This is a genomic window from Xanthomonas sp. WHRI 10207, from assembly GCF_040202975.1.
In the GTDB taxonomy this organism is placed as follows: domain Bacteria; phylum Pseudomonadota; class Gammaproteobacteria; order Xanthomonadales; family Xanthomonadaceae; genus Xanthomonas.
On record NZ_JBEGDX010000004.1, the window covers coordinates 219,335 to 238,516 of the forward strand.

The 19,182-nt window shown below is 66.1% G+C and carries 20 protein-coding genes; 12 read left to right on the forward strand and 8 right to left on the reverse strand.

The features are described 5' to 3' along the window. Positions 1 to 497 precede the first annotated feature (497 nt). Positions 498 to 758 carry a hypothetical protein gene (locus tag ABQU90_RS15255; protein ID WP_115513966.1) on the reverse strand — a complete coding sequence of 87 codons (261 nt, stop codon included), beginning with the start codon at positions 756 to 758 and terminating at the stop codon, positions 498 to 500. A gap of 212 nt (positions 759 to 970) precedes the next feature. Between ABQU90_RS15255 and ABQU90_RS15260 the strand changes: the two genes are divergently transcribed. The 3 genes from ABQU90_RS15260 to ABQU90_RS15270 are packed head-to-tail and all read left to right on the forward strand — an operon-like array spanning position 971 to position 3,425. After that, on the forward strand, positions 971 to 2,038 hold the full coding sequence (locus ABQU90_RS15260; protein WP_055847941.1) for a class I SAM-dependent methyltransferase: 1,068 nt from the start codon (positions 971 to 973) through the stop codon (positions 2,036 to 2,038). Then, the gene (locus ABQU90_RS15265) at positions 2,035 to 2,748 is read left to right on the forward strand and encodes a pseudouridine synthase (RefSeq protein ID WP_104615048.1); all 714 of its coding nucleotides are present in this window, start codon (positions 2,035 to 2,037) and stop codon (positions 2,746 to 2,748) included. The genes ABQU90_RS15260 and ABQU90_RS15265 overlap by 4 nt, the downstream gene beginning before the upstream one ends. After that, entirely contained in the window at positions 2,745 to 3,425 is a 681-nt protein-coding gene (locus tag ABQU90_RS15270) for an HAD family hydrolase (RefSeq protein WP_323522500.1), read from the forward strand. Before ABQU90_RS15265 ends, ABQU90_RS15270 begins: the two co-directional genes overlap by 4 nt. A gap of 463 nt (positions 3,426 to 3,888) precedes the next feature. Here ABQU90_RS15270 and ABQU90_RS15275 read toward each other — a convergent pair whose 3' ends face one another. The 6 genes from ABQU90_RS15275 to ABQU90_RS15300 all read right to left on the reverse strand — a co-directional run bounded on the left by ABQU90_RS15275 (position 3,889) and on the right by ABQU90_RS15300 (position 9,234). Then, entirely contained in the window at positions 3,889 to 4,695 is an 807-nt protein-coding gene (locus ABQU90_RS15275) for an SDR family oxidoreductase (protein ID WP_323522499.1), read from the reverse strand. 187 nt (positions 4,696 to 4,882) lie between these two features. Next, positions 4,883 to 5,443, reverse strand: coding sequence for a DUF1415 domain-containing protein (locus tag ABQU90_RS15280; RefSeq protein ID WP_323522498.1), 561 nt, complete (start codon positions 5,441 to 5,443; stop codon positions 4,883 to 4,885). Positions 5,444 to 5,575: 132 nt separating this feature from the next. After that, positions 5,576 to 6,433, reverse strand: a complete 858-nt coding sequence (locus ABQU90_RS15285; RefSeq protein ID WP_323522497.1) for an alpha/beta hydrolase — start codon at positions 6,431 to 6,433, stop codon at positions 5,576 to 5,578. Further along, positions 6,411 to 8,150: an ATP-binding response regulator gene (locus ABQU90_RS15290; protein WP_323522496.1), complete on the reverse strand. Its 1,740-nt coding sequence runs from the start codon at positions 8,148 to 8,150 to the stop codon at positions 6,411 to 6,413. Before ABQU90_RS15290 ends, ABQU90_RS15285 begins: the two co-directional genes overlap by 23 nt. After that, entirely contained in the window at positions 8,143 to 8,604 is a 462-nt protein-coding gene (locus tag ABQU90_RS15295) for a hypothetical protein (RefSeq protein ID WP_323522495.1), read from the reverse strand. The genes ABQU90_RS15290 and ABQU90_RS15295 overlap by 8 nt, the downstream gene beginning before the upstream one ends. A gap of 144 nt (positions 8,605 to 8,748) precedes the next feature. Further along, positions 8,749 to 9,234, reverse strand: a complete 486-nt coding sequence (locus ABQU90_RS15300) for a YajQ family cyclic di-GMP-binding protein (RefSeq protein WP_055847960.1) — start codon at positions 9,232 to 9,234, stop codon at positions 8,749 to 8,751. Positions 9,235 to 9,340: 106 nt separating this feature from the next. Between ABQU90_RS15300 and ABQU90_RS15305 the strand changes: the two genes are divergently transcribed. The 5 genes from ABQU90_RS15305 to ABQU90_RS15325 all read left to right on the forward strand — a co-directional run bounded on the left by ABQU90_RS15305 (position 9,341) and on the right by ABQU90_RS15325 (position 14,191). Next, positions 9,341 to 10,237, forward strand: a complete 897-nt coding sequence (locus ABQU90_RS15305) for a DMT family transporter (RefSeq protein WP_115529180.1) — start codon at positions 9,341 to 9,343, stop codon at positions 10,235 to 10,237. A 142-nt stretch (positions 10,238 to 10,379) separates the two neighbouring features. Next, positions 10,380 to 11,387 carry a methionine ABC transporter ATP-binding protein gene (locus ABQU90_RS15310; RefSeq protein ID WP_115513957.1) on the forward strand — a complete coding sequence of 336 codons (1,008 nt, stop codon included), beginning with the start codon at positions 10,380 to 10,382 and terminating at the stop codon, positions 11,385 to 11,387. Between the two features lie 2 nt (positions 11,388 to 11,389). Beyond that, positions 11,390 to 12,082, forward strand: a complete 693-nt coding sequence (locus ABQU90_RS15315; RefSeq protein ID WP_228323645.1) for a methionine ABC transporter permease — start codon at positions 11,390 to 11,392, stop codon at positions 12,080 to 12,082. Between the two features lie 217 nt (positions 12,083 to 12,299). Beyond that, on the forward strand, positions 12,300 to 13,100 hold the full coding sequence (locus ABQU90_RS15320) for a MetQ/NlpA family ABC transporter substrate-binding protein (protein ID WP_055847969.1): 801 nt from the start codon (positions 12,300 to 12,302) through the stop codon (positions 13,098 to 13,100). A gap of 533 nt (positions 13,101 to 13,633) precedes the next feature. Next, the gene (locus ABQU90_RS15325; RefSeq protein ID WP_115554651.1) at positions 13,634 to 14,191 is read left to right on the forward strand and encodes a CcdC protein domain-containing protein; all 558 of its coding nucleotides are present in this window, start codon (positions 13,634 to 13,636) and stop codon (positions 14,189 to 14,191) included. Positions 14,192 to 14,321: 130 nt separating this feature from the next. Here the strand turns inward: ABQU90_RS15325 and ABQU90_RS15330 are convergent, their stop codons facing one another. Further along, positions 14,322 to 14,993 carry an OmpW/AlkL family protein gene (locus tag ABQU90_RS15330; protein ID WP_115513954.1) on the reverse strand — a complete coding sequence of 224 codons (672 nt, stop codon included), beginning with the start codon at positions 14,991 to 14,993 and terminating at the stop codon, positions 14,322 to 14,324. Between the two features lie 144 nt (positions 14,994 to 15,137). Here ABQU90_RS15330 and ABQU90_RS15335 point away from each other — a divergent pair, with 144 nt between their 5' ends. From ABQU90_RS15335 to ABQU90_RS15350, 4 genes are all read left to right on the forward strand, one after another. After that, positions 15,138 to 15,698 carry a DNA-deoxyinosine glycosylase gene (locus tag ABQU90_RS15335; protein ID WP_323522494.1) on the forward strand — a complete coding sequence of 187 codons (561 nt, stop codon included), beginning with the start codon at positions 15,138 to 15,140 and terminating at the stop codon, positions 15,696 to 15,698. Between the two features lie 185 nt (positions 15,699 to 15,883). Next, positions 15,884 to 16,642 (forward strand): DUF2884 family protein, encoded by a 759-nt coding sequence (locus ABQU90_RS15340; protein ID WP_323522493.1) that lies wholly within the window; start codon positions 15,884 to 15,886, stop codon positions 16,640 to 16,642. Between the two features lie 127 nt (positions 16,643 to 16,769). Beyond that, complete coding sequence (locus ABQU90_RS15345; protein ID WP_323522492.1) at positions 16,770 to 18,533, forward strand: dihydrolipoyllysine-residue acetyltransferase; 1,764 nt, start codon at positions 16,770 to 16,772, stop codon at positions 18,531 to 18,533. Next, positions 18,530 to 19,177: a hypothetical protein gene (locus ABQU90_RS15350; protein WP_115562941.1), complete on the forward strand. Its 648-nt coding sequence runs from the start codon at positions 18,530 to 18,532 to the stop codon at positions 19,175 to 19,177. The genes ABQU90_RS15345 and ABQU90_RS15350 overlap by 4 nt, the downstream gene beginning before the upstream one ends. Positions 19,178 to 19,182: the final 5 nt, after the last annotated feature.

Here is a 19,182-nt window from a genome sequence, read left to right on the forward strand (position 1 = left end):
GGCGGGAGAAGGTGCCCGAAGGGCGGATGAGGGTACGCGCGAAGCCTCGTAGATGTGCTGCGTATTGGGCTTCGCCTCACACTCTCATCTCAACTACTCTCTCGAGGGGTGAGGACCTTTGATTTGTCGCCGCTTTCCTGTTGGGGAGCAGGATTTTCCGAGGTGACGGTCCTCTCCAGGCAACTGTGTTTGGCAACCAGGAGACATTAGTGGTCGCAACAATGGCGGCTAGAAAAACCGGGCATTTGCCCGGTTATTGGTGGACACGCGGCGCGGGCACCATAGCCACGCAGCGTAGATTCCGTGGCATGAAACGTGGGCACCACATCGTCAATGGAAGCAGGACAGCCAACGCATCCACGCCTGCTGCGCCAAGCCCCTGTGCGCTTATCGACGAGCAGCCGCTAGACAGACTTTAACAAGACGCTGCTAGCCGAACCTTTAGCTGATACCGCACGTGCCGCACGCAGTTCAATCATCTACACAAAGAACCATGCTCAGCGTGGCGCCTCTGGCGATGCACTGAAACGACGTGCGTAGCCGCGCTCTTCGGTGATGCGGATGACGTCGGCGTCGGCCATTTCTGGCGCGCCGTAGACCGCGTAGGCCACGCTGCCATCGTCACGCTCACCGACCTGATGCAGGCGGTAACGGGGGCGGCCGGCGCCGGTGTTTTCGGGGTAATGCATCGGTGGCGGCGTGTCGTCCAGGTCCATTTCGCTGTTGTCGACGACTCCACCTACGAACAGGGCTCGCATCGCGTATCTCCGGTGTGGGCTTGGGTTCCAGCCTAGGCCGGCAGATGTTGCGTGCGCATCAACGGTCCGTATAAACAGCGCAAGGCAATCCGTTCGCAGGTCACGCAATGGACGACCCGCGTCAGCGCATGGCAAGCACGGATCGCGTGGCGAGCACGGGCGGCAGGCGGGGCTCCCTTACAATGGCGGCCTGTTCCCGACCTGATGATCCGATGGCTGGCCCGCACGATGCCCCGCTTCAAGCCCTGTTCCTGCCCTTCGCCCAGGGCGCGCTGCCGTGGCCGACAGGCCCTGTGCTGTTTCTGCGTGCGCGCGACGGCTTTCCGCTGCGCGAGCACGCGTCCGCCGACGCGCTGACCTGCGAGCAGAGTTTCCGCCCGTTTGCGCAGGCGCTGGAGGGCAGTGGCTGGAGCGTGCGCGAAGAGAGCGAGATCGAGGCCGACAGCACCCGCTACGCGCTGGTGCTGGTGCTGCCACCGCGGCAGCGCGAAGAAGCGCGTGCGTTGTTTGCGCGCGCGCTGGCGCTGACCGCGCCCGGTGGCCGGGTCGTGGCGTGCCAGTCCAACAACGAGGGCGCGCGCTCGGGCGAGGCCGATCTGCGCCAGCTCGCCGGTCTGGCCGGTAGCCTGACCAAGCACCATTGCCGCACCTATTGGACCGCGCCGCTGCCCGCCGACACCGATGCCGCGCTGCAGGCGCGCTGGGCGGCGCTGGATGCGCCGCGCAAGATTCTGGATGGACGCTTCGTGAGCCGACCGGGTGTGTTCGCCTGGGATCGCATCGATCCTGCGTCGGCGTTGCTGGTCGAGCACCTGCCCGCCACCCTGGCCGGGCACGGTGCCGACCTGGGCGCGGGGTTCGGGTATCTCTCGGCCGAAGTGCTGGCGCGCTGCGCCAAGGTCACCGCGCTGGATCTGTACGAAGCCGAAGCGCGTGCACTCGCGCTGGCGCGACGCAATCTGCAGGACATCGCGCATCCGGCGCAGCTGCAGTACCTCTGGCAGGACGTCACCGCCGGGCTTGCGGCGCAGTACGACTTCATCGTCAGCAACCCGCCATTCCACACGCCGTCGCGCGCCGATCGCCCGGATATTGGCCAGCGTTTCATCGCCGTGGCCGCGCAGGCCTTGCGCCCGGGCGGGCAGCTGCTGCTGGTGGCCAACCGGCATCTGCCTTACGAGCAGGTGCTCAACGAAAGCTTCGGCCAGGTACGCGTCGCCGCCGAGCGCGGCGGCTTCAAGTTGATCGCTGCCGTGCGTGGCAAGGCGGCACGCGCATGAAGCTGGTCAAACACATCGCCAATCTCGGCTATGGCAGCCGCAAGCAGGTGACTCAGCTGTTTCGCCAGGGCGCCGTGACCGATGTGCAGGGCGAGGTGCTGTATGCCGACGATCAGGTGGAGCACGACGCCATCCGTATCGATGGCGAGCCGTTGGACCCGCCGCCGGGTTTCAGCCTGTTGCTGCACAAGCCCAGCGGTTACACCTGCTCGACCAAGGACACCGGACGGTTGATCTACGAGCTGCTGCCACCGCGGTTTCGCTCGCGTGCGCCAGTATTGGCGCCGGTGGGGCGGCTGGATCGCGAGACCAGCGGCATGCTGCTGATGACCGACGATGGCGCGTTGCTGCACCGGATCATTTCGCCAAAATCCGCACTGGACAAGGTCTACGAGGTCAGCCTGGCCGAAGACCTGCGTGGCGATGAAGCGGCGCTGTTTGCCAGCGGCGAGCTGTTGCTGGAAGGCGAAACCAAGCCATTGCTTCCCGCCGAGCTTGAGGTCCTTGGCGCGCGCCAGGCACGCCTGACCTTGCACGAGGGCCGCTATCACCAGGTGCGCCGCATGTTCGCCGCCGCCGGCAATCACGTGGCGGCATTGCATCGCAGCCGCATCGGCGGCTTGTCGCTGGACGCGCTGCCATCGGGCCAATGGCGTGCCTTGGAGGCAAGCGATCTGGAGGTGTTGTTCGGGCGCGGAGCGACTGCATGACGGCGGCCACGCCGCTGCCGTTTCGCCCGCAGGCGGTGATCTTCGATATGGATGGTTTGATGCTCGACAGCGAGCGCGCCATCACTACCTGTCTGGTGCAGGCGGCCGATGCGCAAGGGCTGACAATCGAGCCGACGTTCTGGTTGCAGATGGTCGGTACCGGCGATGTCGCCTGCCGCCGTCTGCTCGGCGAACGCGTCGGCGACGCCGCTGCCGAACGCATGCTGGCGCGCGCCCAACTGCTCTATGACGCCGTCGCGGAACGCGGCATCCCGCACCGGCCCGGCATCATTGCGCTGCTGGAGTATCTGGCTGCGCTCGGCATGCCACGTGCGGTGGCGACCTCCACCCAACGTCCGCTTGCCTTGCGCAAGCTGAAAGCGGCCGATCTGCTGTGGCGCTTCGATGCGGTGTGCACCGCCAGCGATGTGCAGCATCCCAAGCCGGCGCCGGATATCTACCTGCTGGCAGCGCAGTCGCTGGGCGTGGAGCCTGCACACTGCCTGGTGCTGGAAGACTCGCCGACTGGCGTGCGCGCTGCATTGGCGGCAGGCATGACCCCGATCCAGATCCCGGACCTGCTCGAACCCGATGCGGACGTGCGCGCGTTGGGCCATCGCATCATGCCCTCGCTGGGCGATGCGCAGCGCCTACTGGAAGCGCAACTGTCGGGTTGATCAGCGGGTGTGGATTAGCGTCCGAAAAAGTCTCCGAAAAAGCGTCTGGAACGCAGCGCCCAAGTGACAGGCGCAGCAACACGTGCTGGCGATCAGTCCACCACGCACGAGCGATCAGTGCGCAACAACCAAAGCCCAGCTCCCGCCGGTGCGAGAAGGCACGGTTCGCGCGCCACTGGTGCGCGTGCCTTTGAGCACCCGCGTTGCAAACGCGGGCTGGGACGCGGAGCGGGGGTTGGGGTGAGGGTGCGAGCAAATCGACCCACACCACACCACGCATGGACAATGCCCAAAGCGCAGCAGCGGATGCACGACGCGCGTGCTGATCTCCGAGCTTTCGCCTCACCGATCCCAACGTCGATGTCGTGCATGACGAACACCAAAGACCGGCAAGCACGCGCGTCCCCGCGTCGCAGCAGCGCGCTGCAAAGCGCATCACCCAAGCCGTATCAGCAGCACGCCCTCACACGTACTGCATCTTGCGCGACATGCCGCCGTCGACGATGAAGTCCTGCCCGGTGACGAATCCGGATAGCTGCGGCGACAGCAGATACACCGCCAGCTGCGCGATGTCTTCCGGCGTGCCCACACGTCCGGCCGGGTGCTGCGCATGGTCGCGTCGCGACAGTTTGGGCGCACGACGACGTTGCGGTGCACGCCAGGCATCGGTGCTGATCCACCCCGGACTGATGCTGTTGACGCGCACCTGCGGGCCTTCGCTCAGTGCCAATGCGTGGGTAAACGCGACCAAGCCACCTTTGGCCGCCGCATAGGCTTCGCTATGCGGCTCCGACTGCCAGGCGCGGGTGGAGGCGATGTTGACGATCGCACCACCGCCATCTGCCTGCGTCAGTGCGGGCAAGGCATGTTTGCTGCATAAAAACGCGCCATGCAGGCTTGCCAGGCGCCGATTCCAGTCATCCCACTCCAGCTGCGGCAATGGCGCAACGTGTGGGTCCGGTACGCCGGCGTTATTGACCAGGCCATCGAGTCGGCCGAAGCGCTTGCGCGCCGTGGCGATCAAGCGTGCGGCCTGCGTCTCGCGTACGGCATCGCAACGCACGAATGCACTGCGTTGCGGCAGCGCCCAGTCCTGCAGACAGGCCTTTCCGGCGGCAGCGTCCAGATCGCCGATCACCACGCTGCCGCCGGCACCGAGCACGGCCTGCGCAATGCCGCGTCCAATCCCTTGCGCGCCACCGGTGATCACCACCACGCGGTCCTGCAGCGGTGACGGGTTCCATGCGGAAACAGCGGGAATCAGGGCCATGGCGTGTGCGCATAACGAAAGGGTGCGGCACTGTAGCGCGCGCCATGTCAGTGCTGCAGCAACACCGGCGACGCGTACGGTAGCGTCGCGACCGCGCTTTTCATGGGCATTTCAACGGATTGCCGCCGCCGCACGGTGCCGGCGTTCGGCCCCTGCTGCACGCACTGGCGCGCGGCAGGGCGCAGGCTCAGTGTTGGGAGCCGTTCAACACGCGTTCCCAGCCCGCGCGGCCTAGCCGTTCCAGCGTCTGGATATTGCGCTCGACAATCACGTCCGGATCCGGGTACGCGGCCACCGCACGCTCCACGCTGTCCTCGCGCAGCAGGTGCAAGGTCGGGAAGGGCGAGCGGTTGGTGAAGTTGGCCACATCGTCCAGCGCGGCGCCTGCAAATTGATAGTCGGGGTGGAAGCTGGCCACCTGCAGGATGCCTTGCAGGTCCAGCGCCTCCACCGCCGCGTCGGCATTGTCGAGGAAGTCGTTGTACTCCAGGAAGTCGGTGAGCACGTCCGGATGCACGATCAGGGTGGTGTCGATCTGCTCGGCCGGCGTGTCGCGCAACAGGACCAGTTCCTCGGCCAGTTGTTCCAGCAGCGCCTCGGGCGTGCTGGCATCGCTGAGCACCAGCCGCACCTGTTCCTTGACGTACACCGCCTTGGCGAACGGACACAGGTTCAGCCCGATCACCGCGCGTTCAATCCACGTGCGGGTAGCGGTCAGCGGATCGGGCGTGGCAGGCGTGGTGGTCATCGTGGCGGCGGCGTGATGGCGCGCCAGTGTATGCGATCGCTGCCGAAGCGGCCGCCCGGGCCGATTCACCAGCGATGACGCAACAGACGCAACCGATGCTGCCCGGCGCCATGCTGCCCCGCGCACGCGCAATCAGCGTGCGTCGCTGTCGTCGCTGCGCGGCGCCTCGCCAATGTGCGCACCGACATGCGGGCGCAAGAACTCCACCGACACCTGGGCGACGTACTCGGCTAGTGGCGTCTTGTGCGGCGACCCGATGGCATGTGCGCCGCTGTCGAAGGCGATCGCCTGCTTGAGCGGGGCAGCCGTGCCCAGCGCATCGAACATGGCCAGCATCGCCGGCACCGAGGCAATCTGATCTTCGTCGCCATTGGGCGTGCGGTAATAGCCCAGCAGCACCGGGCAGCGCACCTGTGGCCACGGCGGCGCAGCGGCAAGTGCGTCGAACAGGCCGCGCAAGCTACGAAAGCCGTCCGGGTGGATGGTGTCCGACCAATACGCCAGTTCTTCAGCGCTGCGCGGGTACGGGTCGGCGATCGGCGCATCGGCGTCGCAAAGCCGATCGAGCAAGCCCGCATTGACCGGCTGGATGCCTGGCGACCATGCGACCACCGCTGCAACCTGCTCGGGATGCTGCGTCGCAAGCCAGAGCGCCAAGCTGCCGCCCATTGATGAGCCGACAATCGCCACACGCTCGCCCATCCGCCGCGCCTGCGTCAGCGCCTCCAGCGCAGAGCGTTGCAGCGCCGCCGTCGTCAGCCCCTGCATCGCATCGGCTGCACTGTCTCCGTGGCCGGGCCAGCGGTGCACGTAGCCGTTGGCGCCCAGCGCATCGGCCATCTGTTCGGGCAGCGCGCCAGCCTCGCCCGGGCTTGCAGAAAACCCATGCAGGAACAGCATCGCCACGGCGGTGCGTGTCTGGGCAGCGCTGCGCCAATGCCAGCGCGCCGCATTGCCGGGCTTCAACTCAGTGCTGTCGTTGGTGTGCATGGTGGGCCAGCAGTGCGAGCAGTTCGTGGGCGTTGATCGGCTTGGATAGATAACCTGCCACGCCGGCGGCTGCCGCTTCGCGTATCGAATCGGCGCGCGTATCGGCGGTCAATACGATGATTGGCGGCAGCGCGGCAATCGCATCGCGGGCCTGGCCCAATGCATCCCAGCCGGAGGTGCCGGGCATGTGCAGATCCAGAAACACCAGGTCCGGCGCAGCCTGGGCGATGCGCTGCACCGCATCGGTGCCATCGACATGGAAGCTCACCCGATGCCCGGCACGCGTCAGCAGATTGCCGATCACCAGGCGATTGGTGTCCATGTCCTCGAAGACCAGGCAATGCAGCGGCGGCACGGTCTGCGCGTGGTGCGCCAGCGCATCGCGCAGGCCGAGCGTGCGGTTGCTGTCGGCCGCGGCCACGGGCAGCTCGAAGATCCAGCGGAAGATGCTGCCACCGTCGGGGTTGTCGCTCACCGTCAGGCTGCCGTGCATCGCATCGGACACCGACAAGGCGATATACAACCCCAGTCCGACGCCGCCCTCGGCACGGCTGAATCCGGTGCTGAGCTGGGTGAACGGCGTAAAGATGTAGGCCTTCTTGTCGTCGGGCACACCGATGCCGGTGTCGGTGATCGTCGCGGCGATCGACCAGCGCTGCTGTAGCTGCGTGGCTTCGATCAGCAACTCGACTGCGCCACCGGCCGGGGTGAACTTGATTGCATTGATGACCAGGTTGCTGATGACCTGCTCGATGCGGCCCTCGTCGCCCAGCACATGGGGCGTCTCCGGTGCCTCCATGCGCACGCTCAGCGACACGCCCTTGGTGGATGCGGCGGTCGCGCAGACCGCTTTGACGGTGGTCAGCACGTCCAGCATGCTCAGTGGCTTGCTCTGCAGCTGCAGCCGCCCACCGTCGATGCTGGCCACGTCCAGCACCTCATTGACGCGATGGCGCAGCGCGGTCGCATTGACCGTCACCGCCTGCATCAGGTCGCGCTGTTCGGCTGGCATGCCGTCGGTATCGATCAGCTGCGCGCAATTGATGACCGCATTCAACGGCGTGCGCAGCTCATGGTTCATGGTGCTGATGAAGCGGCTTTGCGCATCGCGCGAGGCCAGTGCCTGCAGCGCCACTTCCTGCATCGCAAGCACGATGCGCGCCACCAGCAGCGGCAATACCATGCTGAGCGCCACCGCATACACAAAGTACGCCGGCCGCGACAGCCAGTAGCCGCTGGGTGCGGTCAACAGCATCAGCACGAAGGTGCTGAGCAGTACCGGCAAGGTGGCGCGTTGCCCATAGCGCGCCACCGCAGCGATGGTGATGAACGGCAGAAACGCGTTCAACGACATCAACAGTATGAAGGCCAGCGTGGTCTGGATGCCGATGAACAACAGGCTCATCGCAAAGCCCATCGCATCCAGCCACTCGCCCGGCGGGATGATCCGGCGCCGCACCAGCACCATCCATGCCACCGAGACGACCCACACGGTCACTGCGGTGGGGAAGACGTTGTGCGCATCCTTGACCAGTACCGGCTGTGGGCCGTACAGCCAGCCCAGGCACCACAGGGTCACCATGGTCTGCACGATCACCCGGCCGACGCAGGCGCGGTATTCCAGAAACGACTCGAACAGCCGCACGAGTCTGTCGTTGCGCAACTGCCTGGCCGCCAGAATCAGGCCGGTCGCTGCGTGGTTGGGAGTGCTACGCATGAGGGTCCGCGTCGTCGATGGGAAGGGTGCGCCGGTAGCGCTTGACCAGTAGACCTGCAGCAGTGGCCACGGCGGTGAAGCGGTGCGCAAGCGTGTCGCTCAACGCGTCGCGCTCCACCTCGCCGCGCAGCTGATCGCAGGCCTTGAGCAACTGCTGCGAGCCGGTCAACGAGATGGTGTTCTTCAACGAATGGATCTGTTCCAGCGCCTGCGCCTGGCTGGTGTCGGCAGCGCCGAGCGTGCAGCGCGCAATGGCGTGTTCGATCTCCACCGCAAAGGCGTCGGCAAAGGCCGCTGCAGCCACCGGATCGAGGCCGGCGATGGTGTGCAGCGTCGAGCCGCTTTCGATCTGCGGTTGTGCGTGGATCTTGGTCGCCTGCACACCGCCTGCGGCAGACGCGTTCGCCTGCCGGGCGTGCAGGCGATGCAACAGGCGGGTGAGCAGCGAGCGCATCGGGGCCGCTAGCCCTGCAGCCCGCTGCGGCGATGATGATCCACGCAGGGATGCCGCAGGCCTCGGTTGCCCCACTGCGCAGCACCTGCAGATGTCTGCAGGTGCGCGTCGGTCACCGCACTCACCGGCATCGCTCAACCACGCTCAGTCGCGAAAGTTGTCGAACTGCAGCGGCTGCTCGAAATCGGCCTTTCTCAGCAGCGCCATCGCGTCCTGCAGATCGTCGCGCTTCTTGCCGGTGACGCGCAGCTTGTCGCCGTTGATCTGCGCTTCGACCTTGAGCTTGGCTTCCTTGAGCTTGGCCACCAGCTGCTTGGCCTGCTTCTGCTCGAGGCCCTGCTTGACGGTGACCTTCTGCCGCGCGCCGGCCAGATTGGTTTCCACATCGCCAAAGTCCAGGCAGCGCACATCGATGCTGCGCGCCAACAGCCGCGCCCGCAGGATGTCGGTCATCTGCTTGAGCTGGAAGTCGCTGGGAGCGGACTGGTTGATGACCTTGCCGTCTTCCAGTTCGAACTTGGCTTCCACGCCCTTGAAGTCGAAACGCGTGTCCAGTTCACGGTTGGCCTGGTCTATCGCATTGGTCAGTTCGTGCTTGTCGACTTCGGACACCACGTCGAAGGAAGGCATGCAAAGCTCCTGTTGGCTGAAAACAGCCGCCATTCTAGGCCATCGTGCCGCGATGGCCGTCATCGACGCATGGCGGTCGGCGCGCTGCGACGGCGATAATGCGCCCATGCCCAGCACCCGTTCTCCGCTTCCCGCCATCGCCTGGATGGTCGCCGCCGTGGCCTGCTTCTCGCTGATGGATGCGGCGATGAAGCTGCTGGCTGCGCAGTACCCGCCGTTGCAGGTGACGCTGTTGCGCGGTGCCGCGTCGCTGCCGTTCGTGCTGGTGTGGGTGTTCGCCACTGCCGGGCCGCGTGCCATCGTGCCGGTGCGCTGGGGCCTGCATCTGCTGCGCGGGGCCTTGGGCATGGTGATGATCGGCTGTTTCGTCTACGGCCTGAAGCGCATGCCGCTGTCCACCGCCTACACCATCTACTTTGTGGCGCCGTTGCTGGTGGCCGCCTTGTCGGTGCCGCTGCTGGGCGAGCATGTGGGGCCGCGGCGCTGGACGGCGATCGGTATCGGCCTGGTTGGGGTCATCGTGGTGCTGCGCCCGGGCGTGGGTGGCTTGGTCTCGCTGCCTGGCCTGATGGTGCTGCTGGCGGCCACGGCCTACGCCATCGCCGCGGTCACGGTGAGCCTGCTGACCCGCACCGATACGCCGCAGGCCATGGTGGTGTGGTTTTTGCTGTTCATGGCGATCGGCGCCGGGGTGCTGGCCATCCCCGACTGGGTGCCGCTGCGGGCCAGTCACGGCTGGCTGATCGCCGGCATGGGCCTGGCCGGCGCGCTGGGGCAGATTGCGCTGACCCAGGCGTTCCTGCGCGGCGAGGCCTCGATGATCGCGCCGCTGGAATACACCGGCCTGGTCTGGGTGATCGGCTGGGACTGGCTGCTGTGGCAGACCTTGCCCGACGGCTGGACCTGGACCGGCGCCGGCATCATCGTCGCCAGTGGGCTGTATCTGCTGCGCCGGGAGCGGATTCGCCAGACCGATCGCCCGTTGCCGCTTGAGCGGCCGTGAGTGGGGATTGGGGATTAGTGATTCGCGAGGGCAAGAGCGCTGCGCTGTTACGCCTCCCCAATCCCGAACCATAGAACCGAATGGAATGACGGCCGTAAACATTGACTGGTAGGCTTCACGACCCCCCAATCGGCCACCCGCGGTGATCCAGTTTCAGGGCCTGCACAAGTCTTACTCCGTCGACGGTCGCCAGATCGTGGCGCTGCACCCGCTCGATCTGCGGATCGGCCCCGGCGAGGTGTTCGGCATCATCGGCCATTCCGGTGCCGGCAAATCCACGCTGATCCGGCTGATCAACCGGCTGGAAGAGCCTAGCGGTGGGCGATTGCTGATCGGCGAGGACGACGTCACCGCGCTGGATAGCCAGGGCCTGCGTGGCTTGCGCCGGCGCATCGGCATGATCTTCCAGCACTTCAATCTGCTGTCCTCGCGCACCGTGGCCGGCAATGTCGCCTTTCCGCTGGAACTGGCCGGCACTGCGCGCGCCGAGATCGATGCGCGGGTGGCCGAGCTGCTGGCGCGGGTCGGTCTGCAGGAGCACGCCAACAAGTATCCGGCGCAGCTGTCCGGCGGCCAGAAGCAGCGCGTGGGCATTGCGCGTGCGCTGGCCACCCGCCCGCAGATCCTGCTGTGCGACGAGGCCACCAGTGCGCTGGACCCGCAGACCACCGCCTCGGTGCTGCAGCTGCTGGCGCAGATCAACCGCGAGCTTGGCCTGACCATCGTGCTGATCACCCACGAGATGGACGTGATCCGCCGCGTCTGCGACCGCGTGGCAGTGCTGGACGCCGGCAAATTGGTGGAAACCGGCCCGGTCACCGAAGTCTTCCTGCATCCCAAACATGCCACCACGCGGCGCTTCGTGTCCGAAGCCGAGCACGTGGACGAGGCCGAGCTGCACCGCGATTTCGCCGCCGTCGGCGGACGTGTGGTGCGGCTGACCTTCCTGGGTAACGGCACCTATGAGCCGGTGCTGGGCCGCATCGCCCGCGAGACCGGGGTGGACTACAACATCCTGTCCGGGCGCGTGGACCGCATCAAGGACACGCCGTATGGCCAGCTCATCGTCGCCCTGACCGGTGGCGACCAGAATGCAGCGCGCGCCGGCTTCGTCGCCGCCGGCGTGCACGTAGAGGACCTGCGCGTATGAACCTGCTGCCGATCGCCGCCGCTGGCGGCTTCTTCCGCAATCTCGATGCCGCCAAGTGGGGCGACATCGGGCAGGCGACCCTGGACACCTTGCTGATGCTGGCCGGCGCGCTGCCGCTGACCTTGCTGATCGGCCTGCCGCTGGGGGTTGCGCTGTTCCTGTGCGGCGCCCCGCAGCTGCGCCGTCGCCCGGTGCTGTACGGCGCGCTGGCGCTGGTGATTAACCTGCTGCGCTCGGTGCCCTTCATCATCCTGATGATTGCGATGATTCCGCTCACCCTGACGTTGATGGGCACCTCGCTCGGCGTGCGCGGCGCGATCCTGCCGCTGGTGGTGGGCGCCGCGCCGTTCTATGCGCGGCTGGTGGAGACCGCATTACGCGAGGTGGACCGCGGCATTATCGAAGCCAGCCAGGCGATGGGCGCCACCACCCGCCAGCTGGTGCTGTGGGTGCTGTTGCCCGAAGCGCGCCCCGGCCTGATCGCCGGCGCCACTGTCACCACCATCGCGTTGATCGGCTTCACCGCCATGGGCGGGGCGATCGGTTCCGGCGGCCTGGGCGATGTGGCCTACCGCGAGGGCTATATGCGCTCGCATGCGGACGTCGCGTTGATCACCGTCATCGCCTTGCTGGTGCTGGTACAGCTGCTGCAGATGCTGGGCGACCGGTTAGTGGCGCGCTACAGCCGCCGCTGAGCCAGTCGCGTCGCCGCACGCTGCCGCGGTGGATGCGCCGCCGCATGCCGCTGCGGCGTCTATCGCTGCTGCGGGCTGCAGGCGGATGCGCTGGCATCGCCCCGGTGTTTGTCTTGCAGGCACAGCCCGTGCTGGCCGCCGCATCGCCGCTGCACCTGCGGTCTGCTAGGTTTAACGCCTGCGGCCCGTCCGCATTCCTCCTCCCACGGACCCTTTCATGAGCACATTTGCGTTTCGTTCCCTTCTTGCTGCGGCCACGCTGGCATTGGCGTCCTGCGGCGGCAATGGCGGCAGCGGTGGCGACACCCTCACCGTGGCCGCCACCGCCGTGCCGCACGCCGAAATCCTGGAAGTGGTCGAACCGCTGCTGGCCAAGCAGGGCGTGAAGCTGGACGTGCGCGTATTCAACGATTACGTACAGCCCAACGACCAGGTTGTGCAGAAGCAGATCGACGTCAATTATTTCCAGACCGAGCCCTATCTGGACGCGTACAACCGCGACCGCAAGAGCCAGCTGGTGACCGTGGTCGGCGTGCATATCGAGCCCTTTGGTGCGTATTCGCGCCGCTTCAAGGCGCTGGCCGACCTGCCGAGCGGCGCCGACGTGGTGATCCCCAACGACCCGAGCAACAACAGCCGCGCGCTGATCCTGCTCGACAAGGCCGGGGTGATCAAACTCAAGGATCCGAGCAACGCGCTGTCTACCCAGCGCGACATCGTCGATAACCCCAAGCAGCTGAAATTCCGCGAGCTCGATTCGGCGATGCTGCCGCGTGTGCTGGATCAGGTCGATCTGGCGCTGATCAACACCAACTACGCACTCGACGCCGGACTCAACCCCACCCGCGACGCGCTGGCGATCGAAAGCAAGGAGTCGCCGTACGTGAACTTCCTGGTGGCGCGCGCAGACAACAAGGACGACCCGCGCGTGCAGAAGCTGGCCAAGGCATTGACCAGCCCGGAAGTGAAGGCCTTTATCGAACAGAAGTACAAGGGCGCGGTACTGCCCGCGTTCTGAGGGCGATCAACAACACGGCCGCGCTCACCAGTGGGTGCGCGCGGCCGATGGTCTGGGCGGGCATGCAGCATGCGCAGAGCCCCAAGTCTGAGCTGCACGCTCTGATCGCCCCGTCCATCCGTGCCCGACGGCTTGCAACAACGCCGTCTTCGCGGTTTGAAAGAGCGCAACGACAAAGCGCGAGCCTCCAAACGGAGCTCGGCACTGTGGCGACGGTTGTCGCCCATCCTTGAGCCATTTGTGCGTGCGCGCTGCCGATGCGGGGTGGGGACTGCGCATTCCCTGCAACCGCACCCACTCCGCAGCGATGCCCTCGGTACCGCATGCGATGCTGCCGAGATGGGGCGTCTGACGCTTGCGAATCCATGCAGTGCGATGCGGGCGCAGACCGCCCACCCAGCCGCTCATCACGCCGCGCGCTGCCAAGTAGAGGCGTGCAAGCGTACGCGGCCGATTGCACGTGCAGCGCCGAACACGCGCGCCTGACGCAGGCGTAGTAGCGTGGTCGGCCATCTTCTTCGGCCATTGACGCGATGCCCCTGCTTCTTGCCATCCCGCTGGCCGTGATCATCGCCCTGGCGGTGTTCGCGGTGCTGTTTCCGTTATCGCTGCTGCAACGTTTCCGTGTCGGTACTGCGCGGCGCCAGGCGCGTGGCTGGTTGTTGATGATCAATCTGGCCTCAGCGGCGCTGTCCAGCGTGTTGTTCGTCATTTTTACCGCGATCGCTGCGGCATTCTGGCCGGGTGCGATCAGTCATGCCGCCTTCGGTTGGGCCTGCGGGCTGGCGCTGGGTGTGCTGGCCTTACGCCTGACCCGCTTCGAGCGTACCGCCCAAGGGTTGTTCTATCGACCCAATCTCTGGCTGGTGCTGGCATTGACGGCGCTGGTGGTGGTGCGGGTGATCGCCGGCATGGTGCAGGGCTGGCGCAGTGCCTGGCAGGGCGTGGCATGGCCGGTCGATGGCTGGCTCAGCCACGCCAGCCTGTTGGGCGCCGCCGGCGTACTGCTTGGCTACGCACTGGCTTACGCCACCTTGCTGTGGTGGCGTTGGCGCACCGCGCGGTTGCGTGGCAGCGTCTACTGGCGTTGAAGCGCGACGCGCACGCCAGCCAGCAATGCCGAATGCGTCGATCCAGGCTGGCGCACGTGGATGTTGGACATAAAAAAACGGGCCTCGCGGCCCGTTTTTTCGACTCAGACAGTTGTGTATCGCGACGTGCTTAGAAGCGCGCGCCGACACCGAAGCCAACAGTCCACGGATCCAGTTCCAGCTCGCTGCCGGTGCCCTGGCCGCCGACACGCAGTTCCGGACGCGAACGCATGTAGCGGGCGTCGGCACGTGCGAACCAGGTGGAGTTGATGTTCATGTCAACACCGACGGTGCCGATCACGCCCTTGGCGGTATCCAGGCCCACGTGCTGACCGGTGGTCGACGCCGCATCGATCTTCTCGTTGCTGAAGTTCGACTCGTAGTAGCCCACGCCCACGAACGGACGGAACACATTGTCGGCCTGGCCGAAGTGGTACTGGCCGCTGATGGCGATCGGCTGCTGCTCGACGGTGCCCACCTTGCCCACGCCATCGGCGTTGACGCGGTGATTGAACTTGTCGGCAGCGCCCCACACTTCAACAGCCCAGTTGTCGTTGATGTAGTAGCTGGCGCTCAGCGTCGGTGCCGGGCCGCCATCGACGTCCAGGCCCGGAGCCGGATCGTTCTTCGGCTTGATCAGGGCGACACCGCCGACCACTGCCCAATGCTTGCCGGACGCGCTATCGGCGCTGGTGGAAGTCGAGGAGGTATCGCCGGTATAGGTGGTGTCCTGCGCGAACGCGGACGGTGCAATCGCAAGTGCGGATACAGCAGCCAGGCTCAGGATGGAAATGGCACGCATTGGGGGTCTCCTCGCATAATTTTTGTTAGGCCCGTGGAGTGGGCCGCGCCAAAGCTATTCCTGAAAATCTGAATCCACGCCCACCTGCGACTCGCTAAAATTTCGTTTGTTCAGGAACTTTCCCAAGAAGGCCGTGGTTGCGACATGCAAGCTGAAAAAGACATTCACGCAGATGCGATTGCCGTGACGAAAAATGCCGTACGTGACGGCTTGCCAGCGCACATTCCTAACGATTGCCGTGTCTTGGTACTCGGCTCGATGCCAGGCATCGCCTCGTTGGAGGCCGGCCGCTATTACGCGCATCCACGCAATCGGTTCTGGCCAGTGATGCATGCCCTCTTGGGTATTGATGCTGCCGCGACGTATGCCGCGCGCATGCAGGCATTGAACGCACGGGGTGTCGGGTTATGGGATGTGATCGGCCAATGCGCGCGTCGCGGCAGCCTGGATGCTGCGATCGTCGCAGACAGTGTGGTGGTCAATCCGCTGCCTGCGTTGCTGGCAGGTTTGCCGCAGCTGCGCATGGTGGCCTGCAATGGCGCCGCGGCGGCGCAGGCCTGGCATCGCCATGTACAGCCGCTGTTGTCGCAGGACGCGCGCAGCGTACCGCTGCTGGCCTTGCCGTCCACCAGTCCGGCCAACGCCGCTTGGTCGTTGCCGCGTTTGTGCGCCGCATGGCAACCGGTGCGCGATGTGTTGGACTGATGCGGCCCTGGCCCACGTCAATGAATCGCCGACGATGATGCGTGTCTGCGCAATGCGCGCCCGTCAGCGCGTGTGCATGCAACCAGCACGTCGCCAGCTGCCGCCATAAGTCATGCCAGCGTCCGGCACAGGCAGCCCACAGCGCGTGGCCGCACAGTGCAGGCAGCACATGAAGGAGTACCGCGATGACGATCAGACATGCAATGACGATGGCGGCAACGCTCGCACTGGGCATCCTCACTGCAGCGGATGTGGCGCTTGCCGACGAGATGCAGTGCGATGTCAGTAGCGATTACGACCTCACGCTCAATCCGCGCAGCCTCATCCTGATTCGTAGCGCCGGGACGCCGCAGCGCCTGGTGATGCGCCAGGGCGCGTTGTTCGTCGACGATCGCTGGGTGACGCTGAGTGCAGACGACCGTACCCGCCTGATCCAGTTCGAGCGGCAGACCCGTGAGGTGGTGCCGCTGGCGCAGGAGGTTGGGCGCGAGGCCGCCGACATTGCGGTCACCGCGCTCGGCGAAGTGGCGGCCGGGTTCAGCCGCAGTCCCGAGGCGACCCGCGCGCAACTGGCCAGCGTGCGCGAAAAGATCGATCTGCGCTTGAAGCAGAGCTTCAGCAAAAGCCAGCTCACGCCCGTGAATATCGACGACGACATCGGCGCGCTGGTCGCCGAGGTGTTGCCGCAGTTGATCGGCGATGTGATCGCCGGTGCGGTGCAGTCCGGGCTCACCGGCAACGATATGCAGCTGCGTTCGCTCGATGGGCTGGAAGCGCGCATCGAGCGTCTGGTCGAGCCGCAGGCGCGTGCATTGCGCCCGCGTGCGCAGCGTTTGTGCGACCGCGTCGAAGCGCTGGATGGGCTGGACAATGCGCTGGCGTATCGTTTGCCCTCGGGCGCGCCACTGCACCTGTTGCAGGTGGATCGACGCGCCTCGAAATAAGCATGCACCTGCGTGCGCGGACGCTGCATCCTGCGGGCCGTGCGATTTTTTCGACGCCAATGGTTGGCGCTGCGGCCCGTGGCCGGCCACAATAGGGGTTTCCCCATCTGTTGCCGGAGTTCCCCGTATGGCCGAAATCAAGGAAGCACTTGTCCCCGATATCGGTGACTACAGCGACGTCCCGGTAATCGAGGTGCTGGTGTCGGTCGGCGATACGGTCGCAAAGGACCAGAGCCTGGTCACGCTGGAATCGGACAAGGCCACGATGGAAGTGCCCTCGTCGGTGTCCGGCGTGGTCAAGGAGATCAAGGTCAAGGTCGGCGATTCGCTGTCGCAGGGCGCCCTGGTGGCGCTGATCGAAGTGGCCGATGCCGGCGCCGACACTGCGGCCAAGCCCGCAGCAGCAGCTGCTCCTGCCGCTCCGGCCAAGGCTGCGCCCGCTGCTGCACCGGCACCTGCTGCCAAGGCCGCGCCGGCTGCACCTGCCGCCGAAGGCGGTCTGGTCGAAGCGCGCGTGCCCGATATCGGCGACTACACCGACATCCCGGTGATCGAAGTGCTGGTCGCCGTCGGCGATACCGTCGCCAAGGACCAGAGCCTGGTCACGCTGGAATCGGACAAGGCCACGATGGAAGTGCCGTCCTCGGCCGCCGGCGTGGTCAAGGAGCTCAAGGTCAAGGTCGGCGACACGCTGTCGCAGGGCAATGTGGTGGCGATCATCGCTGCCAGCGATGGCGGCGTCGGTGCGGCGCAATCTCCGGCCAAACCCACCACCGACACCGCCGAAACTGCCGGCAAGGTCGAGCCGGTCGCGGTGTCGGCCGAGCCGGACAAGCTGGCCCAGCGCGAGATCGCGCAGGTGCAGGGCGCACGTTCCAGCGATGCCTCGCAAGGTAGCCAGCCATCGGCCGGCAACCCGAGCAGCCCGCCGGTGACCTTCGACGCCGACAGCGTGCTGCCGTCCAAGGTGGCCTACGCCAGCCCGGTGGTGCGCGTATTCGCACGCCAGCTGGGCGTGGATCTGAACCAGCTCAAGGGCAGCGAAAAGGGCGGCCGCATCACCCGTGAAGACGTGCAGCGCTTCGTCAAGGCCGCGCTCACCGGCGGCGCGCCTGCCGCAGCCGGTGCCGCACCGGCCGGTGGTGGCAACGGCTTGAACCTGCTGGCCTGGCCGAAGGTGGACTTCAGCAAGTTCGGCGAGACCGAAACCCAGCCGCTGTCGCGCATCAAGAAAATTTCTGGTGCCAACCTGGCGCGCAACTGGGCCATGATTCCGCACGTCACCCAGTTCGAATCGGCCGACATCACCGACCTGGAAGCCCTGCGCGTGGCGCTGAACAAGGAAAACGAGAAGGCCGGCATCAAGCTGACCATGCTCGCCTTTCTGGTCAAGGCCAGCGCCGCTGCGCTGAAGAAGTTCCCCGAGTTCAATGCCTCGCTCGACGCAGCCGGCGAAAACCTCACGCTGAAGAAGTACATCAACATCGGGTTTGCCGCCGATACGCCGAACGGGTTGGTGGTGCCGGTGATCCGCGACGTCGACAAGAAGGGCGTGCTGCAGATCGCCCAGGAAAGCGGCGAGCTGGCCAAGAAGGCGCGCGACGGCAAGCTGGGCCCGGCCGACATGAGCGGTGGCTGCTTCTCGATCAGCTCGCTCGGCGGCATCGGCGGCACCGCGTTCACGCCGATCATCAATGCGCCGGAAGTAGCGATCCTGGGCGTGTCCAAGTCGGCGATGCAGCCGGTCTGGAACGGCAAGGAATTCGTACCGACGTTGATGCTGCCGTTGTCGCTGAGCTACGACCACCGCGTCATCGACGGCGCGCTGGCAGCCCGCTTCACCACCTACCTCAGCCAGGTGCTGGCCGACATGCGTCGCGTCCTGCTGTGAGGACTGCACTGCTGACGATCGCCGTGCTCGGCGTGTTGCCGTGGACCTGCGCGGTGGCACGCGAGTGCGACAGCACGCTGGGGCGCGGCTGGCCGCCGGCCGTGGGCAACTACGGCACCGCGGTGAGCACGCTGCTCGACGGCGGCAACAAGCCGGCATTGTCGTTGCTGACCCTGCCCACACGTGGCGTGGAAAGCGGCGTGTCGCTGGTGCCGGGCAAGGACGGCGCCGACTGGACCCTGCGCCACAGCCGCGCCGACGAGCGCGTCTACAGCTGGGTCAGCCAGAGCGATCGCGGCAGTGTGCAGTTCCGCACCGAGCAGACGCCTGAAACGGTCGAGATCCCGATTCCGGCGGCGTTGGCCAAACGGCTGGTCAGCAACTGGACCGCGGCCTTGACCCAGCTGGCACCGAGCGGCCGCACCGCGCCGGTGACCGAGGGCGAGGTGCTGTCGTTCCAGGTCGAGGGCGTGCGCTACAGCGGCACGCGCCCGAGCTGCGGCGCCGGCGAACTGCTGCTGCAACAGGCCGCGCTGCTGATCGAAGCCAGCGACGGCAAGGAAAAGAAGCGCGACAAGCGCTGGACCCAAATCGAATCGTCGCTGGATGAACTCCAGCAGACGCTTGCCGGCACAGCCGGTTAAGCCAC

Coding starts and splice junctions, on each gene's coding strand:
- ABQU90_RS15340 (WP_323522493.1), top strand. CDS start 15,884: ATGACGATCAGACATGCAATGACGATGGCGGCAACGCTCGCACTGGGC.
- ABQU90_RS15345 (WP_323522492.1), top strand. CDS start 16,770: ATGGCCGAAATCAAGGAAGCACTTGTCCCCGATATCGGTGACTACAGC.
- ABQU90_RS15265 (WP_104615048.1), top strand. CDS start 2,035: ATGAAGCTGGTCAAACACATCGCCAATCTCGGCTATGGCAGCCGCAAG.
- ABQU90_RS15305 (WP_115529180.1), top strand. CDS start 9,341: ATGCCCAGCACCCGTTCTCCGCTTCCCGCCATCGCCTGGATGGTCGCC.
- ABQU90_RS15260 (WP_055847941.1), top strand. CDS start 971: ATGGCTGGCCCGCACGATGCCCCGCTTCAAGCCCTGTTCCTGCCCTTC.
- ABQU90_RS15295 (WP_323522495.1), bottom strand. CDS start 8,604: ATGCGCTCGCTGCTCACCCGCCTGTTGCATCGCCTGCACGCCCGGCAG.
- ABQU90_RS15290 (WP_323522496.1), bottom strand. CDS start 8,150: ATGCGTAGCACTCCCAACCACGCAGCGACCGGCCTGATTCTGGCGGCC.
- ABQU90_RS15325 (WP_115554651.1), top strand. CDS start 13,634: ATGCCCCTGCTTCTTGCCATCCCGCTGGCCGTGATCATCGCCCTGGCG.
- ABQU90_RS15330 (WP_115513954.1), bottom strand. CDS start 14,993: ATGCGTGCCATTTCCATCCTGAGCCTGGCTGCTGTATCCGCACTTGCG.
- ABQU90_RS15320 (WP_055847969.1), top strand. CDS start 12,300: ATGAGCACATTTGCGTTTCGTTCCCTTCTTGCTGCGGCCACGCTGGCA.
- ABQU90_RS15255 (WP_115513966.1), bottom strand. CDS start 758: ATGCGAGCCCTGTTCGTAGGTGGAGTCGTCGACAACAGCGAAATGGAC.
- ABQU90_RS15270 (WP_323522500.1), top strand. CDS start 2,745: ATGACGGCGGCCACGCCGCTGCCGTTTCGCCCGCAGGCGGTGATCTTC.
- ABQU90_RS15335 (WP_323522494.1), top strand. CDS start 15,138: ATGCAAGCTGAAAAAGACATTCACGCAGATGCGATTGCCGTGACGAAA.
- ABQU90_RS15285 (WP_323522497.1), bottom strand. CDS start 6,433: ATGCACACCAACGACAGCACTGAGTTGAAGCCCGGCAATGCGGCGCGC.
- ABQU90_RS15280 (WP_323522498.1), bottom strand. CDS start 5,443: ATGACCACCACGCCTGCCACGCCCGATCCGCTGACCGCTACCCGCACG.
- ABQU90_RS15275 (WP_323522499.1), bottom strand. CDS start 4,695: ATGGCCCTGATTCCCGCTGTTTCCGCATGGAACCCGTCACCGCTGCAG.
- ABQU90_RS15300 (WP_055847960.1), bottom strand. CDS start 9,234: ATGCCTTCCTTCGACGTGGTGTCCGAAGTCGACAAGCACGAACTGACC.